Origin of the sequence: Desulfitobacterium metallireducens DSM 15288 (assembly GCF_000231405.2) — a bacterium.
Lineage (GTDB): Bacteria > Bacillota > Desulfitobacteriia > Desulfitobacteriales > Desulfitobacteriaceae > Desulfitobacterium_A > Desulfitobacterium_A metallireducens.
Genome location: NZ_CP007032.1, coordinates 2241473 through 2265413 on the forward strand (window position 1 = coordinate 2241473; position 23941 = coordinate 2265413).

Annotated in this window: 28 protein-coding genes; all 28 read right to left on the reverse strand. The window is 43.3% G+C overall.

Translation table 11 applies throughout. The annotated features are described in order from the left end of the window. Nucleotides 1–28 precede the first annotated feature (28 nt). Nucleotides 29–1573: a YifB family Mg chelatase-like AAA ATPase gene (locus DESME_RS10960; RefSeq protein WP_006718193.1), complete on the reverse strand. Its 1545-nt coding sequence runs from the start codon at nucleotides 1571–1573 to the stop codon at nucleotides 29–31. A gap of 120 nt (nucleotides 1574–1693) precedes the next feature. Next, nucleotides 1694–2899 carry an MDR family MFS transporter gene (locus DESME_RS10965; protein WP_025248777.1) on the reverse strand — a complete coding sequence of 402 codons (1206 nt, stop codon included), beginning with the start codon at nucleotides 2897–2899 and terminating at the stop codon, nucleotides 1694–1696. A gap of 158 nt (nucleotides 2900–3057) precedes the next feature. Then, a complete protein-coding gene (locus DESME_RS10970; RefSeq protein ID WP_006718190.1) occupies nucleotides 3058–4893 on the reverse strand; it encodes an ATP-binding protein in 1836 nt (611 codons plus the stop codon). 21 nt (nucleotides 4894–4914) lie between these two features. Beyond that, nucleotides 4915–5607 (reverse strand): response regulator transcription factor, encoded by a 693-nt coding sequence (locus DESME_RS10975; RefSeq protein ID WP_006718188.1) that lies wholly within the window; start codon nucleotides 5605–5607, stop codon nucleotides 4915–4917. A gap of 81 nt (nucleotides 5608–5688) precedes the next feature. Beyond that, a complete protein-coding gene (locus tag DESME_RS10980) occupies nucleotides 5689–6048 on the reverse strand; it encodes a YraN family protein (protein WP_006718186.1) in 360 nt (119 codons plus the stop codon). Between the two features lie 177 nt (nucleotides 6049–6225). After that, nucleotides 6226–7689, reverse strand: coding sequence for an NADH-quinone oxidoreductase subunit N (locus DESME_RS10985; protein WP_006718184.1), 1464 nt, complete (start codon nucleotides 7687–7689; stop codon nucleotides 6226–6228). Further along, a complete protein-coding gene (locus tag DESME_RS10990) occupies nucleotides 7689–9224 on the reverse strand; it encodes a complex I subunit 4 family protein (RefSeq protein ID WP_006718182.1) in 1536 nt (511 codons plus the stop codon). Before DESME_RS10990 ends, DESME_RS10985 begins: the two co-directional genes overlap by 1 nt. Then, a complete protein-coding gene (gene nuoL / locus DESME_RS10995; RefSeq protein ID WP_006718180.1) occupies nucleotides 9224–11182 on the reverse strand; it encodes an NADH-quinone oxidoreductase subunit L in 1959 nt (652 codons plus the stop codon). The genes DESME_RS10990 and nuoL overlap by 1 nt, the downstream gene beginning before the upstream one ends. 20 nt (nucleotides 11183–11202) lie before the next feature. Continuing rightward, nucleotides 11203–11535 carry an NADH-quinone oxidoreductase subunit NuoK gene (gene nuoK, locus DESME_RS11000; protein ID WP_006718178.1) on the reverse strand — a complete coding sequence of 111 codons (333 nt, stop codon included), beginning with the start codon at nucleotides 11533–11535 and terminating at the stop codon, nucleotides 11203–11205. Continuing rightward, nucleotides 11532–12041 carry an NADH-quinone oxidoreductase subunit J family protein gene (locus DESME_RS11005; protein WP_006718176.1) on the reverse strand — a complete coding sequence of 170 codons (510 nt, stop codon included), beginning with the start codon at nucleotides 12039–12041 and terminating at the stop codon, nucleotides 11532–11534. Before DESME_RS11005 ends, nuoK begins: the two co-directional genes overlap by 4 nt. Further along, a complete protein-coding gene (locus DESME_RS11010) occupies nucleotides 12038–12400 on the reverse strand; it encodes an NADH-quinone oxidoreductase subunit I (RefSeq protein WP_051414026.1) in 363 nt (120 codons plus the stop codon). Before DESME_RS11010 ends, DESME_RS11005 begins: the two co-directional genes overlap by 4 nt. Before the next feature lie 55 nt (nucleotides 12401–12455). Then, nucleotides 12456–13502 (reverse strand): NADH-quinone oxidoreductase subunit NuoH, encoded by a 1047-nt coding sequence (nuoH, locus tag DESME_RS11015; RefSeq protein ID WP_025248778.1) that lies wholly within the window; start codon nucleotides 13500–13502, stop codon nucleotides 12456–12458. Nucleotides 13503–13529: 27 nt separating this feature from the next. Then, nucleotides 13530–14597: an NADH-quinone oxidoreductase subunit D gene (locus tag DESME_RS11020; protein WP_242837458.1), complete on the reverse strand. Its 1068-nt coding sequence runs from the start codon at nucleotides 14595–14597 to the stop codon at nucleotides 13530–13532. Nucleotides 14598–14646: 49 nt separating this feature from the next. Then, on the reverse strand, nucleotides 14647–15138 hold the full coding sequence (locus DESME_RS11025; protein ID WP_006718168.1) for an NADH-quinone oxidoreductase subunit C: 492 nt from the start codon (nucleotides 15136–15138) through the stop codon (nucleotides 14647–14649). Beyond that, nucleotides 15128–15649: an NADH-quinone oxidoreductase subunit B gene (locus DESME_RS11030; protein ID WP_006718165.1), complete on the reverse strand. Its 522-nt coding sequence runs from the start codon at nucleotides 15647–15649 to the stop codon at nucleotides 15128–15130. The genes DESME_RS11025 and DESME_RS11030 overlap by 11 nt, the downstream gene beginning before the upstream one ends. Beyond that, nucleotides 15640–15996 carry an NADH-quinone oxidoreductase subunit A gene (locus DESME_RS11035; protein ID WP_006718163.1) on the reverse strand — a complete coding sequence of 119 codons (357 nt, stop codon included), beginning with the start codon at nucleotides 15994–15996 and terminating at the stop codon, nucleotides 15640–15642. Before DESME_RS11035 ends, DESME_RS11030 begins: the two co-directional genes overlap by 10 nt. A gap of 125 nt (nucleotides 15997–16121) precedes the next feature. Next, nucleotides 16122–16904: a ribonuclease HII gene (locus tag DESME_RS11040; protein WP_025248779.1), complete on the reverse strand. Its 783-nt coding sequence runs from the start codon at nucleotides 16902–16904 to the stop codon at nucleotides 16122–16124. 110 nt (nucleotides 16905–17014) lie between these two features. Continuing rightward, nucleotides 17015–17839, reverse strand: a complete 825-nt coding sequence (gene ylqF, locus DESME_RS11045) for a ribosome biogenesis GTPase YlqF (protein WP_006718159.1) — start codon at nucleotides 17837–17839, stop codon at nucleotides 17015–17017. 54 nt (nucleotides 17840–17893) lie between these two features. Continuing rightward, nucleotides 17894–18406 carry a signal peptidase I gene (gene lepB / locus DESME_RS11050; protein WP_006718157.1) on the reverse strand — a complete coding sequence of 171 codons (513 nt, stop codon included), beginning with the start codon at nucleotides 18404–18406 and terminating at the stop codon, nucleotides 17894–17896. A 178-nt stretch (nucleotides 18407–18584) separates the two neighbouring features. Continuing rightward, on the reverse strand, nucleotides 18585–18926 hold the full coding sequence (gene rplS, locus DESME_RS11055) for a 50S ribosomal protein L19 (protein WP_006718154.1): 342 nt from the start codon (nucleotides 18924–18926) through the stop codon (nucleotides 18585–18587). 142 nt (nucleotides 18927–19068) lie between these two features. Continuing rightward, nucleotides 19069–19626, reverse strand: coding sequence for an RNA methyltransferase (locus tag DESME_RS11060; RefSeq protein ID WP_006718152.1), 558 nt, complete (start codon nucleotides 19624–19626; stop codon nucleotides 19069–19071). Further along, nucleotides 19619–20425 carry a tRNA (guanosine(37)-N1)-methyltransferase TrmD gene (trmD, locus tag DESME_RS11065; RefSeq protein ID WP_006718150.1) on the reverse strand — a complete coding sequence of 269 codons (807 nt, stop codon included), beginning with the start codon at nucleotides 20423–20425 and terminating at the stop codon, nucleotides 19619–19621. The genes DESME_RS11060 and trmD overlap by 8 nt, the downstream gene beginning before the upstream one ends. Then, on the reverse strand, nucleotides 20422–20931 hold the full coding sequence (gene rimM, locus DESME_RS11070; RefSeq protein WP_006718148.1) for a ribosome maturation factor RimM: 510 nt from the start codon (nucleotides 20929–20931) through the stop codon (nucleotides 20422–20424). The genes trmD and rimM overlap by 4 nt, the downstream gene beginning before the upstream one ends. Nucleotides 20932–21016: 85 nt before the next feature. Continuing rightward, nucleotides 21017–21247 carry a KH domain-containing protein gene (locus DESME_RS11075; protein ID WP_006718146.1) on the reverse strand — a complete coding sequence of 77 codons (231 nt, stop codon included), beginning with the start codon at nucleotides 21245–21247 and terminating at the stop codon, nucleotides 21017–21019. 23 nt (nucleotides 21248–21270) lie between these two features. Continuing rightward, entirely contained in the window at nucleotides 21271–21537 is a 267-nt protein-coding gene (gene rpsP / locus DESME_RS11080; RefSeq protein ID WP_006718143.1) for a 30S ribosomal protein S16, read from the reverse strand. 87 nt (nucleotides 21538–21624) lie between these two features. Further along, nucleotides 21625–23022: a signal recognition particle protein gene (ffh, locus tag DESME_RS11085; RefSeq protein ID WP_006718141.1), complete on the reverse strand. Its 1398-nt coding sequence runs from the start codon at nucleotides 23020–23022 to the stop codon at nucleotides 21625–21627. 15 nt (nucleotides 23023–23037) lie between these two features. Beyond that, nucleotides 23038–23406 (reverse strand): YlxM family DNA-binding protein, encoded by a 369-nt coding sequence (ylxM, locus tag DESME_RS11090; RefSeq protein WP_006718140.1) that lies wholly within the window; start codon nucleotides 23404–23406, stop codon nucleotides 23038–23040. A gap of 84 nt (nucleotides 23407–23490) precedes the next feature. Then, the gene (locus DESME_RS11095) at nucleotides 23491–23913 is read right to left on the reverse strand and encodes a GNAT family N-acetyltransferase (protein ID WP_006718138.1); all 423 of its coding nucleotides are present in this window, start codon (nucleotides 23911–23913) and stop codon (nucleotides 23491–23493) included. Nucleotides 23914–23941: the final 28 nt, after the last annotated feature.

Sequence of the window (23941 nt, forward strand, 5' to 3'; positions counted from 1 at the left end):
ACGAATGGAGTTCAATCCTAATAGTATCTCAACCTCCTACCTCTTGATCCAAAGCCCTGAATTGCAACGCTTCCGCAAGGTGCCTTGTCTGAATCTCGTCCTCTCCTTCTAAATCCGCAACTGTTCGTGCAACACGTAAAATTCGATCATGACCACGTGCGCTTAAATTCCGCTGTTTAAAAACCATTCTCAACAGTTGCTCGCCTTCAACTTCTACTTGACAAAACTCTTGGGTTTCTTCAGCCGTCATTTCTGCATTCGTTCGTGTTTTTCCTAAACGCTGCCACTGCCTTTCTCGTGCTCGCAATATGCGTGTTCTAACTTCTGCAGAGGTTTCCCCTTGCGTCCGTGAATGCAACTCTTCGTACTCCACTCGAGGCACTTCGACTTGGAGATCAAAGCGATCCATTAATGGACCTGATACTCTCCCCCGATAGGCCTCGACCTGTCTTGGAGTGCAGGTACACGACCGCTGCCCATCTCCATACCAACCGCAAAGACACGGATTCATACTTGCGATCAAACTCAGGCGAGCAGGATACTTGATGCTTCCCTTCTGTCGAGTTACTGTGAGTTCCCGATCTTCTAAGGGTTGTCGTAAGGATTCCAATACACCTCGTGAAAATTCGGGGAGTTCGTCCAGAAATAGCACCCCATGATTTGCAAGTACGAGCTCTCCAGGCTTCATGTCTCGGCCCCCACCGAGAATCCCCGCCGCCGTTGCTGAATGATGAGGTTGGCGAAAAGGACGGCTTGTAATTAGGTTTCCATTATGACCAAGTAACCCTGCGATACTATAAAGTTGAGTCACTTCCAAACTTTCGCTTCGACTTAAGGGCGGTAGAATTCCTGCATAAGCTTTCGCTAAAAGTGTCTTTCCCGAACCAGGAGGACCGATCAACAGAAGGTTATGCCCTCCAGCCGCAGCTACTTCGAGAGCTTTTTTGGCTTGTTGCTGTCCATGGATGGAAGAGAAATCAACACTTAATCTTTCCTCGGGATGATCAGCTCTTCGATCCCATTCTCTTTTAGGGACATTTTCTATGGAAGGGCGATAAAAAGGAACCTCTCCTCGGAGCGTTCGTACTAAACTTTGAAGAGTAGGTGCGGTCTCACTACGAATCTCATCAATTAAGGATGCTTCCTCCCAGTTCTCTGGTGGAACAATCAATGCGTGTTTCATCCCCGCAAGGGAAACAGCCATAGCAAGAATCCCCGGAATCGGACGTAATACCCCTTCTAATGAAAGCTCTCCTACAAAAACATAGTCTTGGATTTTACTTTCTGCGCATTGGCCTGTCGCCGCTAAGATTCCCATCGCTATCGCTAAATCCAAACCCGATCCGTCTTTTTTGATATCCGCAGGGGCTAAATTAACGGTAATCCGTTGTAACGGAAATTCATAGCCGGAATTTCTTACGGCTGAACGAACTCGTTCCCGAGATTCTCGAACTGCTGTGGCAGGTAAACCGACGATATCAAACACTGGCAACCCGTTAGCCACATCCACCTCAACTCGAATGAGGTGAGCTTGGATCCCAGAAACCGCCATTCCGTAAACTGCTGCAAACAAGAAAATCCCTCCTTACTAGAGGGATTCGACTCGTTTCCTTATTATCCTTCCCATTTTCTCCAAAGTATTCCAATGGAGGAACTTATTTAAGACCGTTATTAACCAGATGCAGTCAAGAAACTAACTTTGATATTCTCTACTCGTTAGAATAGATAGTGAAAACATTAGAATTGCTGAAATACATGAGATTAAAAAGGTAACGAACCATACAGCATTTATACCCATAAAACCAATGTATACACCCATAAGTGAAGTTCCAAGAGCCCCACCAAGTGAATTGGTTAAGTTACCTATAGCACTAAGTCTTGCTCTATAATTTCTCGGACTATTATTAGCAATATATACCCCAAAATTAGTGGCCATTAGTATTTCTCCAATTGTCCACAATATGGTAGATACTATGTACAAGGAAAACGTATTAATTTCTCCTATCATACCAAATCCAATAGCATAGAGAACCCCCGCAATACCCATATTAGTTAGGGACTTAAACCTTTTTGTAATATTAGTAATCCACATTGTTAATATTATTACCGTTAAAGCATTGATACTCATAAGCAATCCGAATTTTTCAGGACCCTGAACTAAGAATCTATTATCTAGCATTATGGGTAGGGAAAATCGATGTTGTATATAAACGAAACTATATATTATATAAATGAGTAAAAGGATAATTATCCGAGGTCTTCTCAAAAGAACCTTAAGTACATTCCCAGATTCATCATTTTCCTCTTCAGCGATAGCAACTTCTGAGCTTATTGGATTAACTTCGGTGACGTGCATTATAACAAGGCTGACTGCAATAAATGATGTTAAAGCATCTCCTATAAAAAGTGAGGGTAGAGAATGATTAAACAAAAAGCCAGCGACTATCGGGCCTAAAGCTACTCCGATATTTATCCCTAAGTAATTAAGTGAATAACCCAGCTGCCTTTTATTGGGGGGTAATATGTCCGCAATTATTGAACTTATTGAAGGTCTTACAGCTGCATTAAAAAAAGTAGCTAAAAGGATGCCTATTACGATGAAAGAAGGGGTGTTGAGAAAAGCACAGGGTATTAGTAATATTCCTGCAATTGATTGTGCTACTATATATACTTTTCTTTTGCCTAGTTTATCTGCAAATTTACCCCCTAAGAGAGAGCCCGGAATACTTATTAACGACGCAACCATTACTATTACGCCTGTCGTTGCAAACGATAAATTCAGCTTACTTGTTAGGTATAACGTTAAGAATGGAAACACAAAATCTCCAAACCTGTTAATTATTTGAACTACGAAAATAATATAAATATTTTTAGGAAGCCCTCTATAATCACTTATCATTTATTTTAATATGACACCTTACTTTCAAAACTAAACAAATTACTCCGTAATAATGAAAAACTGAAAATGAGTCAAATCCCTCCTTACTAGAGGGATTCGACTCATTTTCTTATTATCCTCCCCATTTTATCCAAAGTATTCCAATAACCAAATCAAGCTTAATTTTCGTGATCTATCGGAATGGAAAAGACAAACTCAGTTCCCTTTCCCACTTTGCTATCCACTTTGATGTTCCCCCCATGGGCGTCAACAATCTGCTTAACAATAGACAGACCCAAACCCATCCCGCCATCTTTTCGTGAGCGTGCTTTATCTACACGGTAAAATTGATCAAAGATATGTTTGATCGCCTGCTCTGGAATCCCCTCTCCTTCATCTCGAATGACAAATTGTATCTTGTCTTTTTGCTGACTTGCATCGACTTGGATTTTCTTTCGCTGCGGCGTATGGCGGAAAGCATTATCAAGCAAATTAATAAACACTTGGAGCAAACGATCCCGATCTGCAAGGATTTCACCTTGCATTGACATGATTTCTAAATCAACTTCTTTTTCCTCAGCTAAACCCTGATAACGGTGTTTTAGCTCTTCCATAAATTCCTTAAGATCAATTGATCGAAGTTCTAAGGTTTTCCACCGTTCCAATCGATTCATCTCTTGTAACTCATTGACGAGTTTAGCCAAACGACGTGCCTCATCAAGTACGAATTCGATTTGCTCAGCTTCTTCTTCTTGAGGAATAACACCATCTTGAATCGCTTCGAGATATCCTTGAATAAGATGAAGAGGGGTTCTCAATTCATGAGTTACACTCGCCATGAAATCACGTCGTTCCTTCTCTGCCCTTAAAGATGCTGTAATATCTCGAAGCACAGCGACATAACCCTCAACCCCATTCTGCGCAGAAGTCGAAGCTAAAGCCACCTGTAAAACCTGGGTATCAAGAGTGAGATTTTTAACTTTTTCCGGTATTATAGGTTGAAGTAACATCTGCTGGAGGAATTTAAGAATTTGCAGTTTGCGGCCTGATACTTTACCCTCACTTTCCATCCAAAGCACCTTAGCGGGCTCATTGGTATAAAGAATCTCGCCTCCTGCATTGAGCATAATTACAGCATCGCTCATACCTTCAACTATTCCCTCCAGCAGGTTTCTCTCCTGAGATAACCAGTCCATATGGTTCTGTAAGCTTTCACCCATCGAATTAAGTGCACCAGCCAATTCACCAATTTCGTCACGGCCATTAACCCCTGTAATTTTTTGAAAGTCACCTTCAGCCATACGACTAGCCGCCCTTTGCATGATAAGCAAAGGGCGAGTGACAAAACGTGCAAGAAAGAGACTCACAAGAGTTGCTAAAAACACTGCAAATAGTGAAGAGTAAAAAATAATCTTACGAAAAGTAGAGATACTTTCTTGCACCGGAGCAGGAGAACTTCCTAGCAAAAGGACCGCTTCTGCCGGGTCCCCTATAGGTGTTGCAGCGACCAACATGGCCTGCCCACTATTATTATTCGGCAAAGCCTCGATAGTCAGTGTTTTCCCTGATAATACTTGTTGCAGATTTTCCTGAGAAAAATAATAATTGGGGAGAAGAGGATGAACCCACCATCCAGTGGTTCCTGACCCCCCTGATCCATTTAATCCCATTCCACCGTTCCAAGGAACGATGTTGCTAATCATTCCTCCAGCCGATATATTTCCTCTAATCGTAATTAGCTCGCCGGTGCGATTTAGAAGTACCAATTGATTTCCCGTCTTAAGCTTCGTATTTTGCACTGTCGTCAATCTTTGCGCCCAACTCGATTGGCTCGTCAACTGATTCGAAATATCAACTACATCATTCCCTAGCTCACCCAACTTCTGATTTACGTAGAAGTCTCCAAATAGCCAAGTAATCGCGATTCCTAGGCCACCTAATACGCCTAAAATGAGAATCATCATAGCAGCCCATAATTTTATTGCAATACTCCAGTTTCCCTTTCTGGGCTTCATTTTTAATTTCCTTCCCAATGATTAATTCCCTTTTACTTCGGGATCAAATTTATAGCCAACGCCCCAAACTGTTGCAATCATACTTTTTACTTCAGGATCAGCTAGCTTCTCCCGAAGTTTTTTCACATGCGTATCGACAGTACGTGCATCTCCATAGAAATCGTATCCCCAAACCGTTTCCATCAATTGTTCTCGAGAAAAAACACGACCCGGATTTTTTGCTAAGAAATATAATAGCTCAAATTCCCTGGGGGTAAGCGTTACCATTTCCTCGCCAATCAAGACACGATGCTTCTCCTTTTCAATCTGTAGCTTGCCAAACAAGAGAGCTGAGGAGTTTCCTAACAAGTTCCCGCTCGTCCGACGAAGCAGAGCTTTGACACGTGCCACTAATTCTTTGGTGCTAAAAGGTTTAACTAAATAATCGTCAGCCCCAAGTTCTAACCCGAGGACACGATCAAACTCCTCCCCTCGTGCAGTCAGCATAATAATCGGGATAGTAGAGACTTGTCTAACCTCACGACAGACATGCCAGCCATCCACCTCAGGCATCATTAAATCAATAACTAAAAGCGCATAGCTACCCTTGTGAAACTTCTCTAAGGCTTCCTTTCCATTTTCCGCTTCTTCAACCGTAAATCCTTCATTTTCTAAATACATGCGCACTAAATGCCGAATTCGTTCTTCATCATCAATAACTAAGATGGGCTCCACTGGGCCTTCCCCCTTTGCTCTAATTTTAACCTAGAGAAGTGAAAAATTCGTGAACGATCTATTAATTATTAACAAAACCTTTCATATTCCTTTAATCCATTTCGTTTGAGGATTATCTTCATCCCAACGTATTGCAATTAAGTCAAAACGGATGGGTGGCCATTCTCTATATTGACGACTTAAAAGAAAATACTCTGCAATCCGTTGTAAGCGACCTCTTTTTTTAGACTGGATCGATTCTTCTCCCCACCCAAATTTGGGGGTAGATCGAGTTCTAACCTCAATAAAGATCAGCCTATTCCCCTCTAGGGCAATTATGTCCATTTCCCCAACAGAACACCGAAAGTTTCTCATGAGGATTTTTAGCCACTTGCTTACTACGATTTGAGCAGCAAGATTTTCCCCTTGTTGTCCTCTCTCTTTTTTTGGTCCTGCAGACAATTTTTCGTCCTCCCTAGGGGATGACAAGTCATCCAATAATTTTATTTATATCTACTTTAACATATTTTTCCTATCTTGTCCCTTCGAACATGACGTCCTATCACCCACTAAAAAAAATGAAGGGATCCTCTCATTTCGAGGATCCCTTCATAAAATAAACCCATTGTTTGACTTGGATTATTTCACCAAGCTCGTGGCAGCCGCTATCGCCATTTGAGCAAGCGGTGTCGGATAAATACCAAGAGCTAAAGTGATGATTAACGTAAACACCATTGTGAATTTTGATGATCCGTGTACAGGAATATCAGGTAGTCCTTCCCCTTCTGTCCGGAACATAGCTTTAACAACACCAAGATAGTAATAAACAGAGATCATACTCATGACAAATCCGACATAAGCAATCCATACATACCCTTGATCCATTACAGCCGAGAAGAGATAGAATTTACCAACGAACCCTGCCAATGGAGGAATACCAGCTAAAGATAGAACCGAAGCAGTCATTACAACCGCAGCTAAAGGAGATCGTTTCGCTAACCCTGCGAAATCTTTGATTTCAGAGCTTCCCTGTGCTTGCTCAACATGAGTTGCAACAGTAAAGGCTCCCATATTCGCGAAAACATAAATCATCGCGTAGAAGAGTACAGCTTTAATTCCGCCAATAAAAGTCGAAACCGAAGGAGTCGCTACCGCAATAACACCGATTAACATGTAACCTGCTTGCGCAATACTGGAGTATGCTAACATCCGTTTGATATTAGTCTGTGGAATCGCAATAAGGTTACCCACAATCATCGTGATTGCTGCAAGCACTAAAAGCAGTGTTTGTCCCGTTTGAGCAAACGATTGACTATACATCATGAGGAGATAGAACCGAATTAAAGCCGCAAAGCCAGCAGCTTTAGATGCGACAGCAAGAAAAGCCGTAATAGGAATTGGAGCTCCCTCATAGATATCGGGTGCCCACAGATGGAAAGGTATCAATGAAATCTTGAAACCAAAACCTGCAAGCAAGAATACCGTAGCCAACACAGTTGCCGGCGACACATCCGTCCCTAAAGCTTGAGCAATCATAAACATTTGAGTAGAACCGGTCAAGCCATAGATCAAACTGATGCCGTAAAGCAAAATGGCTGACGAGGCTGAGGCCAGTACTAAATATTTAATCGCTGCCTCAGAAGCCTTGCCATCATTGACCCGATACCCTACAAGAATAAAGAAAGTAATCGTCATAAGCTCAAGCCCGATATACATGGTGATTAAATCACTGGCACCTGCCATGAGCATCATACCCAAGGCTGCCGCCATAATTAGAGGATAAAATTCACCACGATGAACAGGCAATGTGCTGACATAGCCTTTCGAGGAAAGTACGACCAGCAACGCAGCAATCAAAAATAAGATTTTAAAGTACACTGCGAATTGGTCATGCATGTACATCCCTTGAAGGAAGGCTGCTCGTTCTCCATAAAAGAAATCATAGAACGTATAGGCGAGTGTTCCCAGCAAAGCAAAAACGGTTAATGGGAACATTCCTTTTCTCTCACCTGGCGGGATCAGAAGGCCGATAACTAATAGCCCAAGGCTCAGTACTGCCATGATGATTTCCGGAGTGAGTAAAGCGAAATTGAGATCCATCATTAGAACAACCCTCCAATCGTCGCCTGACCCACAGTTTCAAGCACCTTGACTAGACCTGAGGAATAAACCCCAGAATCAATAAGTTGGAAAAGACTGTTCGGGAACATCCCCGTTGCAAATATGACAAGGACTAAGACGATAACCGGCACAAGTTCAGCTCCACGGATATCCTTGAGATGATCCCACTCGGAACGTCGAGGTCCGAACAGAACGTTCGCAATTACACGCAAGGTGTACACTGCGGTAAAGACAATCCCGATCACTCCAAAGACGGCTTGTGCGGGCATCACTTTAGCAACACCGTTAAAGATGGTAAACTCAGCGATAAAGTTCACTGTTCCTGGAAGACCCAGACCTGCCATACCTGCAATTAAGAAACCAGTAGCTAAGCGGGGCATTTGATGAGCAAGTCCCCCAAGATCTGCAATATTCCGAGTATGCGTCTTCTCATAGATAAACCCGATCATGGAGAAGAAGAGCGCTGCCATAACACCATGAGCGAACATCATGGCCACCGCACCATCAATACTCGTCACATTAAGAGCTGCTATAGCCAGTAAAACATTCCCCATGTGACTGACGGACGAATATCCAACAACATACTTTAAGTCTTTTTGGGCCAAGGCAATAATGGCTGCGTAAAGGATGTTCACGATGGCCAAGACTGCAATGATTGGAGCCCAGAACCTTGCCCCTAAAGGAAGTACCATCAAGCCTAAACGAATTAACCCATAGCCCCCAATTTTCTTAAGGACACCAGCATGGATCATACTGACTGCTGTTGGAGCACCAGCATATCCATCAGGAGACCAAGAATGGAACGGGAACATGGATATCAACGATCCAAAACCAAACAGGAACAAGCCGAAAACAAGAATCTGGAAGTTCTGATCATAATGAAGCTGTGCAAGCTGCGCAAACATAAATGTCGGACCTTGTCCTAATGCAGCCAACTGATGTGACGCATTAAGATAAAGCGCAACCATCGCAACGAGCATGAAAGCAGACCCGATCAAAAGGTAAATCGTTAGTTTCATCCCTGCATATTCTTTGCTGACTCGTTTATCGGAACCCCAGATAATAACCATAATATAGATCGGGATAACCACGATTTCATAGCAAAGGAAGAAAATGAACAGGTCAGTCGCAATAAACGTTCCCATAACCCCAGTGATTAAGATAAGGAGGAGAACAAAGAAATCTTTAACCCGCTTATCCGTATTCCACGAGGAATACACAGCCGTAAAGCCGATCAAGTTGGTTAGGAGAAGCATGGGTAGACTAATCCCATCCACGCCGAAACCAAGATTCACTCCGATATCACGAACCCAAGGAATCGTCATCGTGAACTGCATTCCACCAGCAGCTTTGTTATACGCGAAGAATAGAAAAATCGAAAGAGCCAGTGAAATAAAGGTGCCCAAGGCTGCTACAATTTTAATCGTCTTCGATTCTTCTCTCGGAAGGAAAACAATAACTAACAGCGCAAGGATTGGCGCAAGTAACGTCATGAGTAGAATATAGGAGTTAGACATTATTTCACACCTCCTAGCATCGCTAAGGGATTAAGAGCTGAAAGTTGTCCTTCTCCCACCGCAAAGACGAGATAGAATACGACTACAGCAAAGAAAAACACCAAAGCGTACGTTTGTAGTTGTCCTGTCGATGTACGACGTAAACCACTTGCAGCGCCACGGACAGTCAGGGCAATACCGTTGATAATTCCATCAATGATATAGAGATCAAACCAGTAGAGCACTTTAGCAACGAATCCATCCATAACCATAGTAATAAGCCATTGGTAAATCTCATCGATATAGTATTTGTTCTTCAGAATCTTGTAGACTCCTGGAAAACGAGCAACAACATCATCTGCTTTAATCGCTTTTTTCATATAGACAGTATAAGCTAGCCCAATTCCCAAAAGTCCAGCGATTACCGATATACCCGCTAAACCCCAGTTCATAGCTTCATGCTCAAATTCTCCATAATGAACAAAGTAAGCAAAATTATGCTCAGGAAGAGCAGCCCAACCACCCACAACGCTGAAGAAAGCCAAAATCATAAGCGGTATGGTCATTGATTTTGGAGATTCATGAGGATGATTTTCGGGTTTTGCATCACCCATAAAAGCGACAAAGAAAAGTCGACTCATATAAAACGCGGTCAAGAAAGCCGTGAACAAACCTACAGCATAAATAACAGGATGGCCATTATTCAAGGCTGCTGCAAGGATTTCGTCTTTCGAGAAGAAACCGGCAAATGGAGGAACGCCAGAAATCGCTAAAACACCAATCGCAAAGGTAACCGTGGTAATGGGCATTTTCTTATACAGACCGCCCATGTCCCAAATGTTTTGCTTTTCATGAAGGGCATGAATAACTGATCCTGCTCCAAGGAACATCAACGCTTTAAAGAAAGCATGTGTCATTAGGTGGAACATAGAGGCCGTCAAGGCTCCAACTCCTAAAGCAAACATCATATAACCCAGTTGACTTAAGGTCGAATAAGCGAGAATCCGCTTAATATCATCCTGGGCGATAGCAATTGTGGCTGCAAAAATTGCTGTAAAGGCACCCAATCCTGCAATGAATTGAAGAGCAACAGGAGATGCATGATCAAAGAGGAAGTACATCCGAGCAACCAAATATACCCCTGCAACAACCATGGTCGCTGCATGGATCAAAGCACTTACCGGCGTAGGGCCTTCCATTGCATCTGGCAACCAAACGTGAAGTGGGAACTGACCGGATTTTCCGATCGGTCCAATAAACACAAGGATAGCCATAATTGTCAGGTAACTTACGCTGCCAATTAAGGCGAAATCTTGGAAGTTTGTCGCCATTTGGGCAGACAAGGAACCAGCACCATAGAAATCTAACGTACCGAATTGCTTGTATAGGAACAAAATTCCCAAAAGCAGTCCAACATCCCCAACACGTGTTGTAATGAATGCTTTTTTAGCAGCTTCACGTGCCGAAACTTTGAAATAATAATATCCGATTAACAGATAGGAACAAAGACCTACCAACTCCCAAAAAACAAACAGCTGCAGGAGGTTCGTTGCTAAAACTAAACCTAACATTGAAGCCGCAAACAAGGATTGATAAGCATAGTAACGAGAGAACCCTTTGTCCCCATGCATATAACCAAGCGAATAAATTTGTACCATCGAAGCTACAAGTGTAACCACAAAGAGCATCATCGCACTGATCGGATCGATTAAGGTTCCGAAATCAATTTTAAGACCACCGATACTCAGCCAGTTCACGGTACTCATTACAGGATTTTCAACCACTTCTGTCCCAGAGGAAATTACACCTATGCCTATACCTATGGCTAAGCCTAAAGATGTAAGAATCGCTAGGATTGAGATTGTGGAAGACAGTCCTTTGGAGCGCTTCGTGATAAAGGCAATGATGAGAAACGAGAGAAAGGGCAAGAATGGGATTAACCATGCCCATTGAAAGAGATTATGCATTTCCTTGAACACCTACCTTCTCCATAGACTCTCTACCACTTCAGCCAGTTGAGGTCATCAACATTAGTCGTCTGACGATTACGGAAAATCGTGATGACTAGAGCAAGTCCGACCGCGACTTCAGCTGCAGCGACAACGATGACAAATAAAGCCGCGACTTGGCCAATTAAGGGATTGATGGCCGAATTTGTCCAGGGCGTAAACCGACTAAAGGCAATAAAGTTAATATTCACAGCGTTGAGCATCAATTCGATTGACATCAGGACTGCTATGAGATTTCTTTTAGAAAAAACCCCATATAATCCAATACAGAAAAGCATTGCCCCGACAAGGAGATACGTTGAAAGTCCTACACTAATGTTCATTTATGCTCTTCCACTCCTTTCGCAAGGATCACAGCACCGATTAAAGCAATCGTCAAGAGGAAGGCCGCCGCTTCAAAGGGGACCATATACCACTGAAAAAGCAAAGCAGAAAGATCAATTGTTCCACCCGCAGCGGGTGCCAAAGGTAGAATCCGCCAACTTTCATTCGTAAGAATGACTAAAGCGATTAGAGCAAAGAGTAATCCAGCAACGCAGACTCCCCAAGTCCATTTACTCGTGTTCGGGTTGCTTACGGCTACATCGCCACGTAAGGTCAACATGACCGCAAAAATAACCAGAATGGATACTGCTCCTGCATACACTAGAATTTGTGCTGCTGCTAGGAACTCAGCATTTAATAGAACATAGAGTACAGCCACTCCTAAAAAGGATAGTGCGAGGAAAAGGGCACTGTGTACAATATTCTTTGAGGTAACGACTCCCCAAGCAGCTGAAACTGCTATGATCGCGAAAATGAAGAATACAACCGTCGCCATCGTGCTCATTCGGTGCCCTCCTTCCTGTTTCGCTTCGAACGCTCGATCATATCCCATTTCAAATGTTCAGGATAATAAACTGCGTTTTCATATTCCTGCGTCAACGTCAAAGCCTTAGTTGGGCAAGCCTCAGTACATAAACCGCAAAATAAACAACGTCCAAGGTTCATCTCGTAGGATTTCAAAACTTTTTTCTTCGTTTCTTCATCCTTTTCACTATTAATGGCAATAACTTTGTTCGGACAAGCATTCGCACACATCATGCAGGAAATACATTTATCCGGGTCAAGTCCCATCGAACTACGAACCGTTGTAGGAAGTTCGGGTTTTGTCTCAGGATAAAATTCGGTAACATTGGGTTTCAACATTTTCTTAAACGTAATATTTAGTCCTGTAAAAAGTCCTTTACCAAATAACACTCTGTCACCCTCCAATCACGAGCTGGTAAATATAGATTCCCAGTCCCGTAAGTACGATGTTGAGAAGCGAGAGCGGCAACAAGACTTTCCATGCGAAATGCATTAACTGGTCAATTTTGATCCGTGGGAATGTCCAACGAACCCACATCATAAAGAAGATGAGAACGCCGGTTTTCAACCAGAACCAAACCCAACCGGGTAGGAAAGCCGGACCTTGCCAGCCACCTAAAAACATGGTAGTCGCCAAAGCGCAAACCGCAGTCATATTTCCATACTCACCAAGGAAGAATAACCCCCAGCGTAAACCAGTATACTCTGTCATCGGACCCGCAAGAATTTCCTGATCTGCTTCTACAAGGTCAAACGGAGCACGGTTGACTTCAGCAATACTTGCAATCACATAGATCACAAAAGCGAGTGGTTGTAAGAAGATAAACGGAACATAGCTTTGAGACTCAACAATGTTGCTAAGGTTAAACGATTGGGTGATCATTACTACCCCTAGTAAGGAGAAGATAAGGGGGATTTCATAACTAATCATTTGAGCGACAGCCCGTAAACCACCGATCAAAGAGAATTTGTTATTTGAGGCCCACCCTGCAATCAAAAAGGCAATCGTGGAAATTGAAGACATTGCTAAGAAATAGATTACACCGAGATCAAGATCGATTGGCGCCATCCCTTTTCCATAAGGGATAACGGCTAAGGTCATCAAAGGAAGTGCAAAGACAATCATTGGAGCCACTTTAAAGAGAAAGCGATCTGCTCCAGCAGGAGTTATATCTTCCTTACCGATTAGCTTTAACGCATCAGCAATAGTTTGAAACCATCCCCGGGGGCCTAAGCGATTCGGGCCCGGTCTTAGAGACGCCCAACCCGCAATTTTCCGTTCTACCAGAATGAGAACCAATGCTGCTAGAACAATAATGACAATAACCGCGATTAGCCCAATAATTGTCATTGTTAAGTCCGCCCAAATAGACTGGGGATCTGTAAACAAACCGCGGATGGCAGCTGCAATAGTCAGTGGTATTTGATTTAAAGCTTCCATCATATTCTCCCCTCGTTGAGAGTATTTCTACTTATCCACTTCTCCGAGTACGGCATCCAAGGTCGCAAAATTGACGACAAGATCTTGGATATTTGAGCCTATACAAATTTCGTTTAACACCTGAATGTTGATAAACGTTCCTGTACGGATTCTTAACCGGGCAGGTTTTGGAGAACCATCACTTACAATATAAAAGCCTAATTCACCTTTGGGATTTTCAACACGATGATAAACTTCCCCAACAGGCGGCTTAATCAATTTGGGTACTTTGGCGATAACCGGTCCATCTGGAATATTCTCCATCGCTTGTTGAATAATCTTGGCACTCTCTTGCATTTCATAAATACGGATCATATTTCGGTCATAGGAATCGCAACCGTGAAGTACAGGAACCTTAAAATCAAAGCGATCATAAATTCCATACGGTTCCGCTTTACGCACATCATAATCAATTCCTGAAGCACGAATGACTGGACCCGTCAGTGAGAGATTTTGGGCCACTTCCTTTGACAGTATTCCTACATGCTTCATTCTACCCATTGCAATTTCATTACCCAGGTAAATGCCATAATATTCTTCGAGCATATCTGGGAAATCTTCCAGGAACGATTTTAGCGCTGGCCAAAACTCTGCAGGAGGCTCGGAGCTTACTCCACCAATTCGCATCATATTCGTGGTCATTCGGTTTCCAGAAATCATTTCGTAGATGTCCAGAATTCTTTCTCGATCACGGAAAGGATATCCCCAAGTTGTCCAACCCGCTATATCGAGTGCTGCACTCGCAATAAATACCTGATGACTGGCAATACGAGCTAATTCAGCATAGATGACACGTAGAAACTCTGCCCGTTCAGGAATCTCAAGTCCCATGAGTTTCTCGACCGCTTGAACGTAACCCATTTCGTTGTGGGGCGATGCAAGGTAATCTAAACGATCCATATAAGGGATAACTTGGGTATAAGTGCGACCTTCAGCTAATTTCTCAATACCGCGATGCAGATAACCCAATTTAGGTTCAATTTTGGTTACAATTTCGCCCTCTAGATGAATGACCATCCGAAACACACCGTGCATACTCGGGTGCTGGGGGCCCATGTTAAGAATAAGTTCTTCGGTTTTTGCTTCCGCCACGGTTCAACCCCCCCTATTCATTTTCCGTTCGTACACGCGTGATATCGCGGACTTCTTCTGATTCTATGACATAATCCTTACGTAACGGGAATCCTTCAAAATCATCCCACATATAAATCCGTTTTAAATTGGGATGACCTTTGAACTGGATACCAAACATATCATAAGCTTCACGTTCCATAAAATTCGCGCCCGCCCAAATCCGAGTGACCGAATCAATAACGGGGTTTTCATGATCGAGAATCGCTTTGACTCTGAGTTTTTGTGGGCCATTCCAACTTGTTAAGTGATAAACCACTTCAAAGTGATCTCCGCCATCTACTCCACCTAAGTCGTGGAGAAAATCACAAGGAACCCCTTCGAAACTCTTGGCCGCAGTCAAGACTTCCGCAATATAGGTAGCCTGGATCTTTAAGACCAAGGTACCTATTCCTTCTTCCACTTCTCCGCCAACGCGAGCCGCTAATTCGTCAACACGTTTTCTTAAAATCTCTTTATTTTCCATGTTTCATTAACCTCACCTTAGCTGGGTAGCTAACTTTTTGTTGAAGTTGCAACAACCCAAAGATTAAGGATTCTGGACGCGGAGGACAACCCGGAATATAGACATCAACCGGAACAACCTTATCCACACCAGTATTCATGGCATAAGAATCTACGAAAGGACCTCCACCACTTGCACAGCTACCCATGGCAATAACCCACTTCGGCTCAGGTATTTGATCATAAACTCGACGAAGTAAGGGAGCCATTTTACGGGTACATGTTCCTGCAACGATCAGTACATCCGCCTGACGTGGTGAAGCACGGAAGACTTCCCATCCAAAACGAGCGAGGTCAAAGCGAGGTCCACCCGTTGACATCATTTCAATTGCGCAGCAGGCCAAGCCGAAAGTTACTGGCCAAAAAGAATGCCCTCGAGCCCAATTCAGCGCCTTGTCAATATTGGTGACCACGGCATTTTTTTCAGCCATCAATTCGGCCTCGCGCATCTCCTTCTCTTTTGCTACATCCACTCTAAAGCACCTTCTTTCCATGCGTACCAGAAACCAAGGAGTAGAATTGTAATAAATACAAACATTTCAACAAAGGCAAAGGTTCCCAGCTTTTGGAACGATAATGCCCAAGGATAAAGGAATACCGTTTCTACATCGAATGCTGTAAAAACAATTGCATAAAGGAAGTAATTACTTTTGAATCCTAACCATGTTCGCCCAATGGTCTCATTACCACTTTCAACGGGTTTGAGTTTTTCTGCGTGCGGTTTATTTGGAGCAACTAGTTTTGGCAACGCCATCATGATTAGATTAAGTGCAATTGCTCCAATGAGAAAAATACCTACAGCAGCAAAATTATCGGACATCTTCCTTACCCCCCCTCCTTAAAAATAATAAATTATTTCAATAAGCCAAACTCATTTTGCCATAATCATTCATACGCGTCAATGATCAGGCTTAATTCATAAATATTCTGAGTTTTAGCTTAAATTCAGCTAACTGATGTCTTTTCCTCCACAGGAGAAAAGCTTCGGCGGTGAATAGGACACGGGCCGTATACTTTGAGCGCCTCTAAATGTTCTTTTGTTCCGTACCCTTTGTTTCGGTCAAACCCATATTCTGGATATATCTTATGGAGTTCAACCATCCAACGATCACGGGTAACCTTCGCCAATATCGACGCTGCCGCAATACTCGCGCTAAGAGAATCACCCCTAATAATTCCCTTCTGGGGAATCTTAATCTGGGTCAATTCCAAAGCGTCAATCAACAAGAACTGAGGACGTATTCTTAAATCTTCTACAGCTCGCTTCATCGCTAGTTTCGTCGCTTGTAAAATATTAAGCACATCGATTTCGGCCGATTCTGCACTTCCAATAGCATACCCCAAAGCTTGACTTTTAATTTGCTCAAATAGTTTTTCTCTTCTACTCTCTGATAATTTTTTTGAGTCATTGAGCCCTGGCAAATCAAATCGAGCAGGGAGAATACAGGCAGCAGCCATAACCGGGCCTGCTAGGGGTCCCCGTCCCACTTCATCAATCCCCGCAACATAGAGAAAACCTTTTTCCCAAAGTCCTTTTTCTTCTGCGAGCAGGCCTTCAATTCTCTGCTTCTCTGCCCTTTGTGCCAAATCGTGCTTACGGTGGCGCGCAACAAGACGCCGAATCCCTTCTCTAGAATCTTGAACGCAGAGCTCTAAAAATTCCTCGGATGGTTCCGACTTCATGATATCTTCCACCTCACGAATGCTCAATTGAGACAATTGTTTCAATGGACTTCTCTTCTTTCCCCAATATTATTGAATTCGACGTCAAATGTTACTTCCCTTTTTTGTATACAAAATTATAATATATTAAATTTCTATATTACTATATAAATATGTTATATACGGTCCAACGTCATTTTCCCCAGAGCACCCGCTCGAAATTCACGCAAAAAAATTTGGGACGCTTTAAGGATATCCACTTGTCCTCCTTTAATTAAACATCCCCGACTTCGCCCGATACCTTCAAGCGTCAATTGAGCTGGTTCTTGTGTATACCGCTCTAAAGAAGTCGGATAATATGCTTTAAGCTGCATTAGCAACCACTCGGAGAGCTCTTCCTGATTGAGTACCTCATCCCGAATAGTGCCTGTCGCGGCGAGTTTATTTCCCACTTCTGGATCTTCAAATTTAGGCCAAAGCAAACCCGGTGTATCCATAAGTTCTACTTTATCATGGATGCGAATCCATTGATTGCCTCGTGTGACTCCCGGCTTATTCCCTGTCTTCGCTTTTGCGCTTCCAGTCAGTTGATTGATCAGTGAAGATTTCCCAATATTGGGAATTCCAATGACCATTGCGCGGATACTTCTGGCACGTACACCTTTAGCTGCCATCCGCTCCTGTTTACCTGCCATTAGTCGTTCCAATTCAGGAACAATCTTCCCAACCCCGAAACCTGCCGTAGCACTTACAGCTAAAACAGGGCTTGTCTTCTTTAATTCATTAAGCCAAATATCAGTCCATTGAGGGTCGGCCAGATCTGCTTTATTTAAGAGGACAATTTTGGGTTTGTCTTTAATCAATTGTTGCAAAAGCGGATTACGACTACTTTCGGGCACACGTGCATCGCCTAGTTCAACAACGACATCTACCCACTTTAATTGATCTAAAAGTAATCGTTTAGCCTTTGCCATATGACCAGGAAACCATTGAATACTCATGAAAACACCTTCAACTCTTCCTAAACTTCTTATATTCTATGGAGAAGCTCATTATTACTGGAGAAATTTAATACGCTGTAAGGGATAATAAATCATCGTAGCCTTACCGATAAGATAATTATAGGGAAGTAACCCCCATTCCCTTGAATCTTCACTCTGACGTCGATTATCGCCGAGCACAAAAACGTTTTTCTGGGGAATCGTTTCTGGTCCAAATGGGGGGTAATCTCCCGGTTTCAAATAAGGCTCATTAACCAATTGGCCATTGATAAACACCTGATTATCTTTTAATTCAACCGTTTCACCTTCAAGCGCTATAACGCGCTTCACAAACGTCCGACTTGGGTCACGAGGATATGCAAAAACTAGAATATCTCCACGTGATGGTGCTCCAAAACGATAAGAAAGTTGATTTACTAGGATTCGATCTCCAGACGTAATGCCGGGCTCCATGGATGCTGAAGGGATTAAGTAAGGTTTAAACACAAAGAGTCGCAAAAGTATACCAATCAATATAATTCCAATCAGAGTCCAAGTCAGTCCGCCTAATCTCATCTTTTGTCTCATAATAATATTCCTCCCCGTTCAAAAGAACTCCTCTTTAGTATGAACAAGGGATTTATAGAGCATACACTCAAAATTTTATCCTGGAGACCCAAGCCAGAAAAAGAAACTTGGCCAAAGCCAAGTCTCAATGCAAAAAAATCCAATTAAAAAGGACTGGATGAATCCAGTCCTTTTTAAACTAGCGACGATCGCGAATCCGAGCAGCCTTACCGGAAAGCTGACGGAGATAATACAATTTAGCGCGACGCACTTTACCGTGGCGAACGACCTCAATCTTGTCGATTCGAGGAGAGTGGAGTGGGAAAGTTCTTTCCACACCGACGCCATAAGTAACACGACGTACCGTAAAGGTTTCGCGAAGTCCGCCACCTTTCACTTTGATGACGACGCCTTCAAAAGCCTGAATACGTTCCCGAGTTCCTTCCACGACTTTAACGTGAACACGTACAGTATCTCCGGGACGGAAGGTAGGAAGATCCTTTTTCATCTGTTCTTCTTCAATCATGCGAATATAATCCATTTAAATTCCCCCCTTCCTTGCTTAGATGTTCATCACTGAGCCGGTTTAAACGACTTCTAAACAGCGAGCGGACCATCCATCATACGTCAGTATATATTTTAGCATATGGTTTGCAAGCTCGCAACCATAAAAAATATTCTTATCAGTGTCCTCGAAGTCGATCAAGAATAATCGAGGCAGCGGATCGAACAGAAAGGTGATTCCATTCTCCCGGGCCATATACCGGATCCAGAATCAGGTCACAACTCTCCAACACATCGTGAATCAAGCCCCAGCCCGTTCCAAAAAGAAGCAGGACCGGGTCATCCGTCTCTTCAATGCGTTGTCTAAGTGCAGGATAGCTAGTCGTATTAGGATTTTGATGGGCATCTGTAGCTACTTTTAATGCTTTTCGCCCCTGCTCCTGCGCGATGTCCGCTTCAACTTCAGATATATCGAACGCTAGACGTACCCGAGAAAAAGCTTCCTGGCGATTCTGATTATACTCCGACCCGAAGCCTTCTTGCCAATACCCCATAATTCGTCCAGCCAATGCCCTCTGTGCTTCAGCCGGGTGAACGATATAATAACGCTTCGCCCCAAATGTTGTCGCACTCCGAGCTATGTCATGGATATCCAAATTCGTGATCGAAGTTGCGATCGTTTCCATGTTCTTATTATAAACTGGTGCATGAATCAAGGCGATATACAAGTCACCCATTCAACTTCCTCCTATTTCGTTTAGGCTTAGGCTTAAGATGCTCCCACCGAGCGTGTTCCTTCCTAATCTCCGGATATTCCTCAGCGAGTTCCTCGAGAAGAGAATAATCTCCAGGCAAAAACTTGATATTCGGAATCATATCTGGGCGTATTAAGAAAGTCCTCCGGAGAGATTCTTTACGTCGCCAAGCTTCAATTCGTGCATGATGACCGGAGAGCAATACTTCAGGGACTTCCATTCCTTCAAAGACAGATGGGCGAGTATATTGCGGATACTCCAACAAACCTGCACTATGCGAGTCTTCTTCGAAGGAAGCACTCTCGCCAAGTACCCCTGGTAGGAGACGAGCTACCGCATCGATCATGACCATCGCCGCAAGTTCTCCTCCAGTTAAAACAAAATCTCCTAACGAAACTTCCTCATCAGCCAGAGAACGAATCCGCTCATCAAAGCCCTCATAATGCCCACATATAAAAACAAGCTCATCCGCACTGCTCCAGTTTTGAGCTCGTTTCTGATTAAAAACTTGACCCTGCGGAGTCAGCATGATAATCCGACGCTGGCCTTGAGCCAGTGGAAGATCACGCACGGCAGCATAGAGCGGTTCTGGCTTTAAAACCATCCCTGCTCCACCTCCATACGGAACATCATCTACATTTTTATGTTTACTTAGGGCATAATCCCGGAAATTAATAAGCGCTATGTTGATCAGCTCATTATCTTGCGCTCTCTTTAAAATGCTTTCCTGCAAAGGAGCAAACATTTCTGGGAATAACGTAAGAACCGTAAATTTCATCATTGAGATTCATCCTCCAGGAGACCAGGAGGTAGCTCTACCTCCATTCTGCGTCCAGGAACATCAACCTTCTTAACAACACTTTTCAGTGCAGGAACACAGATTTCTCTTTGTTCCCCTTTAACGAGGTAAACATCATTTGCGCCTGTTTCAATAACCTGGGTTAAAACACCAAGGCAAATCTCACCTTCAAACACTTGCATTCCTTCTAGTTCGAAGTAGTACCAGCCTTCCTTCAGTGGAGGTACATCGGCTCGATCGATTTTCACTGCTGAACCCCGAAGTTTATCCGCCTCTTCCCGGGTCTCGATTCCCTCCAAGGTTAAATAGACCTCATCCTGATGGACTCGGGCTTTCAGAATTTTGAAGGATCGCGTCACTCCCTTTTGCTCGAGGGAAACCCTATCCAGCTTTTTGAACCGCTGCGGATTGTCAGTAATGGGATATACTTTAAGCTCACCTTGAACACCATGCGATTTAATCACTTCACCGATTAGAACCTCATTCATTCAGAAAGACTCTCCTTCCCTAAAGAGAACGCTATGCTTTAATAAGTACTCTAACGTCAAAAAGGGCTTAAAGCCCTTCTTAACGTTACTGATCAATGTCGACATGAACTCTACGTCCATCTTTTACTGCAGCTGCTTTCACGATTGTACGAATGGCATTAGCGATTTTACCCTGTTTTCCAATAACCTTGCCCATATCTTCCGGAGCGACCGTCAATTGCAAATGAACAGCTCTCTCCGAATCGGTTTGAGCGACCTGGACTTGGTCTGGGTGATCAACTAAAGCCATTGCGAGGACTTCTACGAGTTCCTTCACAGGAACCACCCCCAACCATCCACTTACTTTTTAGATTCGTGGAATTTAGCCATAATACCGGCTTTACGAAGCAAAGATTTAGCAGTATCCGAAGGTTGAGCACCGGTAGCCAGCCATTGGAGGACTTTTTCCTCATCAATTTTCATGATTGCCGGATTCTTCGTCGGATCATAATAGCCAATTTCTTCAATAAAACGTCCGTCACGGGGAGCGTTAGAATCAGCTACGACTAAACGGTAAAACGGATTCTTTTTAGCACCCAAACGGCGTAAACGAATTTTAGTTGCCATACTCTATTCACCTCCTCAAAAGAGTACTTGATCATTTCATAATATTAATTCTCCAAGGGAGAAAAATAACGTTCTTAACGGGTAATCTTATTGTCCAAAAGGAAACTTAAAACCGGGTTTTTTACCCTTCTTTCCTTTTTTCCCTTTAGCCCCAAGCATCCCCATTCCAGGCATTCCGGGCATTCCGGGCATTCCAGGCATACCGCCTGCAAATTGCTTCATCATTTTTTGCATTTGTTCAAACTGTTTAATCAAGCGTCCCACTTCTTGAATGCTCGTCCCGCTCCCCTTAGCAATCCGTCGTTTACGGGAATCTTTAATAATTGCCGGTTTGCGGCGCTCCTCCGTTGTCATGGAACGAATAATCGCTTCGACGTGAGCTGTATCTTTCTCATCGATCTGCACATCTTTGAGCTGTTTTCCTACTCCAGGAATCATTTCAAGAATCGAGGACAGAGGGCCCATTTTCTTAATCTGCTGCATTTGATCCAAAAAATCATCGAGCGTAAATTCCTGCTTGCGCAGTTTTTGCTCCATTTCTCGGGCTTGTTTCTCATCAAAAGCGGATTGGGCTTTTTCAATCAGGGTAAGAACATCACCCATCCCTAAAATTCGAGAAGCCATACGCTCCGGATAGAAGGGCTCGAGCGCCTCCATTTTTTCCCCAATACCTGCGAATTTTATGGGACAACCGGTTACAGCCTTAATGGAAAGAGCAGCTCCACCCCGTGTATCTCCATCAAGTTTAGTGAGGATAATGCCATCAACCCCGAGTTCACTATGAAAACTCTCCGCGACATTCACTGCATCCTGCCCCGTCATTGCATCAACAACAAGTAGAATTTCATGAGGTCTAACGGTAGCTTTAATATCGCGCAACTCACCCATCAGTTCTTCATTGATATGCAACCGCCCGGCTGTATCAATAATCACGACATCTTGGCCCTGACTATTGGCGTGGCGAATACTCTCTTGAGCAATTTTCACTGGGTTCTCCCCATCTATGGAAAAGACCGGAACCTTGATCTGCTCTCCCAAAACTTGGAGTTGTTTTACGGCAGCCGGTCGATATATATCGCAAGCAACCATCAGGGGGTGTTTTCCCTGTTTCTTAAGCAAGGTCGCTAACTTAGCCGCGTGCGTTGTTTTACCTGCTCCTTGCAAACCAACCAAAAGAATCACCGTTGGCGGTTTGGAGGAAATATTAATTTTGCTTGAAACGCTGCCCATTAAGGCAACCATTTCTTCATTAACAATCTTAATAACGTGTTGAGCTGGAGACAAGGATTCCAGAACTTCCTGTCCAATGGACCGTTCCTTAACCTTGGCCACGAACTCTTTAACCACTTTATAGTTCACGTCGGCTTCAAGTAAAGCCATCCGCACTTCGCGCATTGCTTCACTGACGTCTTCTTCCGTGAGCTTTCCTTTTCCTTTTAAGCGTTTAAAGGTTTCTTGAAGTTTATCACTTAATCCTTGAAACATACCTGTCCCCGCTTTCTAGGAGGATTCCATTACATTAAACACATCATTGAGCTGCTTGCGAATCTGTTGATAGTTTTCCCAAGCTTTGGGATTTGCAAAATCCACCTTAGCAAACACCTGCAACTGTTCCCTAACTTCGCTTAGTTTTCCTTGCTCTAACAAAAAGCGCTGAACTAAGCCAAGCTTCGCTTCATAATCGCGTAAGATTTTTTCGGTTCGCTTGAGTAAATCATAAACGGCTTGGCGGCTAATGTCCTCTGTAGAGGCGATTTCCACTAGAGATAGGTCCTGGTCATAATGAAGATCCCATATATACCGCTGCTTTTCTGTAAGAAGCGGACCGTAGAAATCAGCGAGTAATGCCATTTCTGCAAAACGTTCCATTTTTCAAACCACCTGTAAAGGAGTTTTGCTTTACTAAAACATTCTAGTTGATTCGAGAATATTTGTCAACCTAACCCACCCATTTTACTCTGTGAATCCTTTCTGTTGCATGAGCTTTTGATTTAAGAACATTCCCATTCCCGTTTTTAAGCGTTTAAAACCAAGCTTTTGATAAAATTCCTCTTTACCCACCGCAGCATAAAGAATGACATTGCACTTCGGTAAACGAGCAAGAAGATTTTCGACGAGTAAGCGCCCTATCCCTTGTCCTTGAAACTCTGGCAGCACAGCTATATCGTAAAGAGTCGCTTGATAAGCCCCATCAGACAAGGCTCGACCCAAACCGATCAGCTTGTCTTCATCAAAGATAAAAACGACGGCATAACTGTTCTCAAAAGCCTTCTTGTGAATTTCCGCATTGAAGTAAGCCATATTCACCCGTTTTAACGTGGCTCTAACCCACTCCCAATCGATATTAGAGCAGTCTTGTTGAATTCTTAGGTTCAAGTTATTCACTCCTTAGGCATTCAGATTA

Bases quoted from the DNA above. Each gene is read 5' to 3' on its own strand.
- DESME_RS10965 (WP_025248777.1), bottom strand. From the start codon at position 2,899: ATGATAAGTGATTATAGAGGGCTTCCTAAAAATATTTATATTATTTTC.
- DESME_RS10970 (WP_006718190.1), bottom strand. From the start codon at position 4,893: ATGAAGCCCAGAAAGGGAAACTGGAGTATTGCAATAAAATTATGGGCT.
- DESME_RS10985 (WP_006718184.1), bottom strand. From the start codon at position 7,689: ATGATGGATCTCAATTTCGCTTTACTCACTCCGGAAATCATCATGGCA.
- DESME_RS10990 (WP_006718182.1), bottom strand. From the start codon at position 9,224: ATGTCTAACTCCTATATTCTACTCATGACGTTACTTGCGCCAATCCTT.
- nuoK (WP_006718178.1), bottom strand. From the start codon at position 11,535: ATGAACATTAGTGTAGGACTTTCAACGTATCTCCTTGTCGGGGCAATG.
- DESME_RS11005 (WP_006718176.1), bottom strand. From the start codon at position 12,041: ATGAGCACGATGGCGACGGTTGTATTCTTCATTTTCGCGATCATAGCA.
- DESME_RS11010 (WP_051414026.1), bottom strand. From the start codon at position 12,400: ATGTTGAAACCCAATGTTACCGAATTTTATCCTGAGACAAAACCCGAA.
- nuoH (WP_025248778.1), bottom strand. From the start codon at position 13,502: ATGGAAGCTTTAAATCAAATACCACTGACTATTGCAGCTGCCATCCGC.
- DESME_RS11020 (WP_242837458.1), bottom strand. From the start codon at position 14,597: ATGGGCCCCCAGCACCCGAGTATGCACGGTGTGTTTCGGATGGTCATT.
- DESME_RS11025 (WP_006718168.1), bottom strand. From the start codon at position 15,138: ATGGAAAATAAAGAGATTTTAAGAAAACGTGTTGACGAATTAGCGGCT.
- DESME_RS11035 (WP_006718163.1), bottom strand. From the start codon at position 15,996: ATGTCCGATAATTTTGCTGCTGTAGGTATTTTTCTCATTGGAGCAATT.
- ylqF (WP_006718159.1), bottom strand. From the start codon at position 17,839: ATGAGTATTCAATGGTTTCCTGGTCATATGGCAAAGGCTAAACGATTA.
- lepB (WP_006718157.1), bottom strand. From the start codon at position 18,406: ATGAGACAAAAGATGAGATTAGGCGGACTGACTTGGACTCTGATTGGA.
- rplS (WP_006718154.1), bottom strand. From the start codon at position 18,926: ATGGATTATATTCGCATGATTGAAGAAGAACAGATGAAAAAGGATCTT.
- DESME_RS11060 (WP_006718152.1), bottom strand. From the start codon at position 19,626: ATGGGTGACTTGTATATCGCCTTGATTCATGCACCAGTTTATAATAAG.
- trmD (WP_006718150.1), bottom strand. From the start codon at position 20,425: ATGATGAAATTTACGGTTCTTACGTTATTCCCAGAAATGTTTGCTCCT.
- rimM (WP_006718148.1), bottom strand. From the start codon at position 20,931: ATGAATGAGGTTCTAATCGGTGAAGTGATTAAATCGCATGGTGTTCAA.
- rpsP (WP_006718143.1), bottom strand. From the start codon at position 21,537: ATGGCAACTAAAATTCGTTTACGCCGTTTGGGTGCTAAAAAGAATCCG.
- ffh (WP_006718141.1), bottom strand. From the start codon at position 23,022: ATGTTTCAAGGATTAAGTGATAAACTTCAAGAAACCTTTAAACGCTTA.
- ylxM (WP_006718140.1), bottom strand. From the start codon at position 23,406: ATGGAACGTTTTGCAGAAATGGCATTACTCGCTGATTTCTACGGTCCG.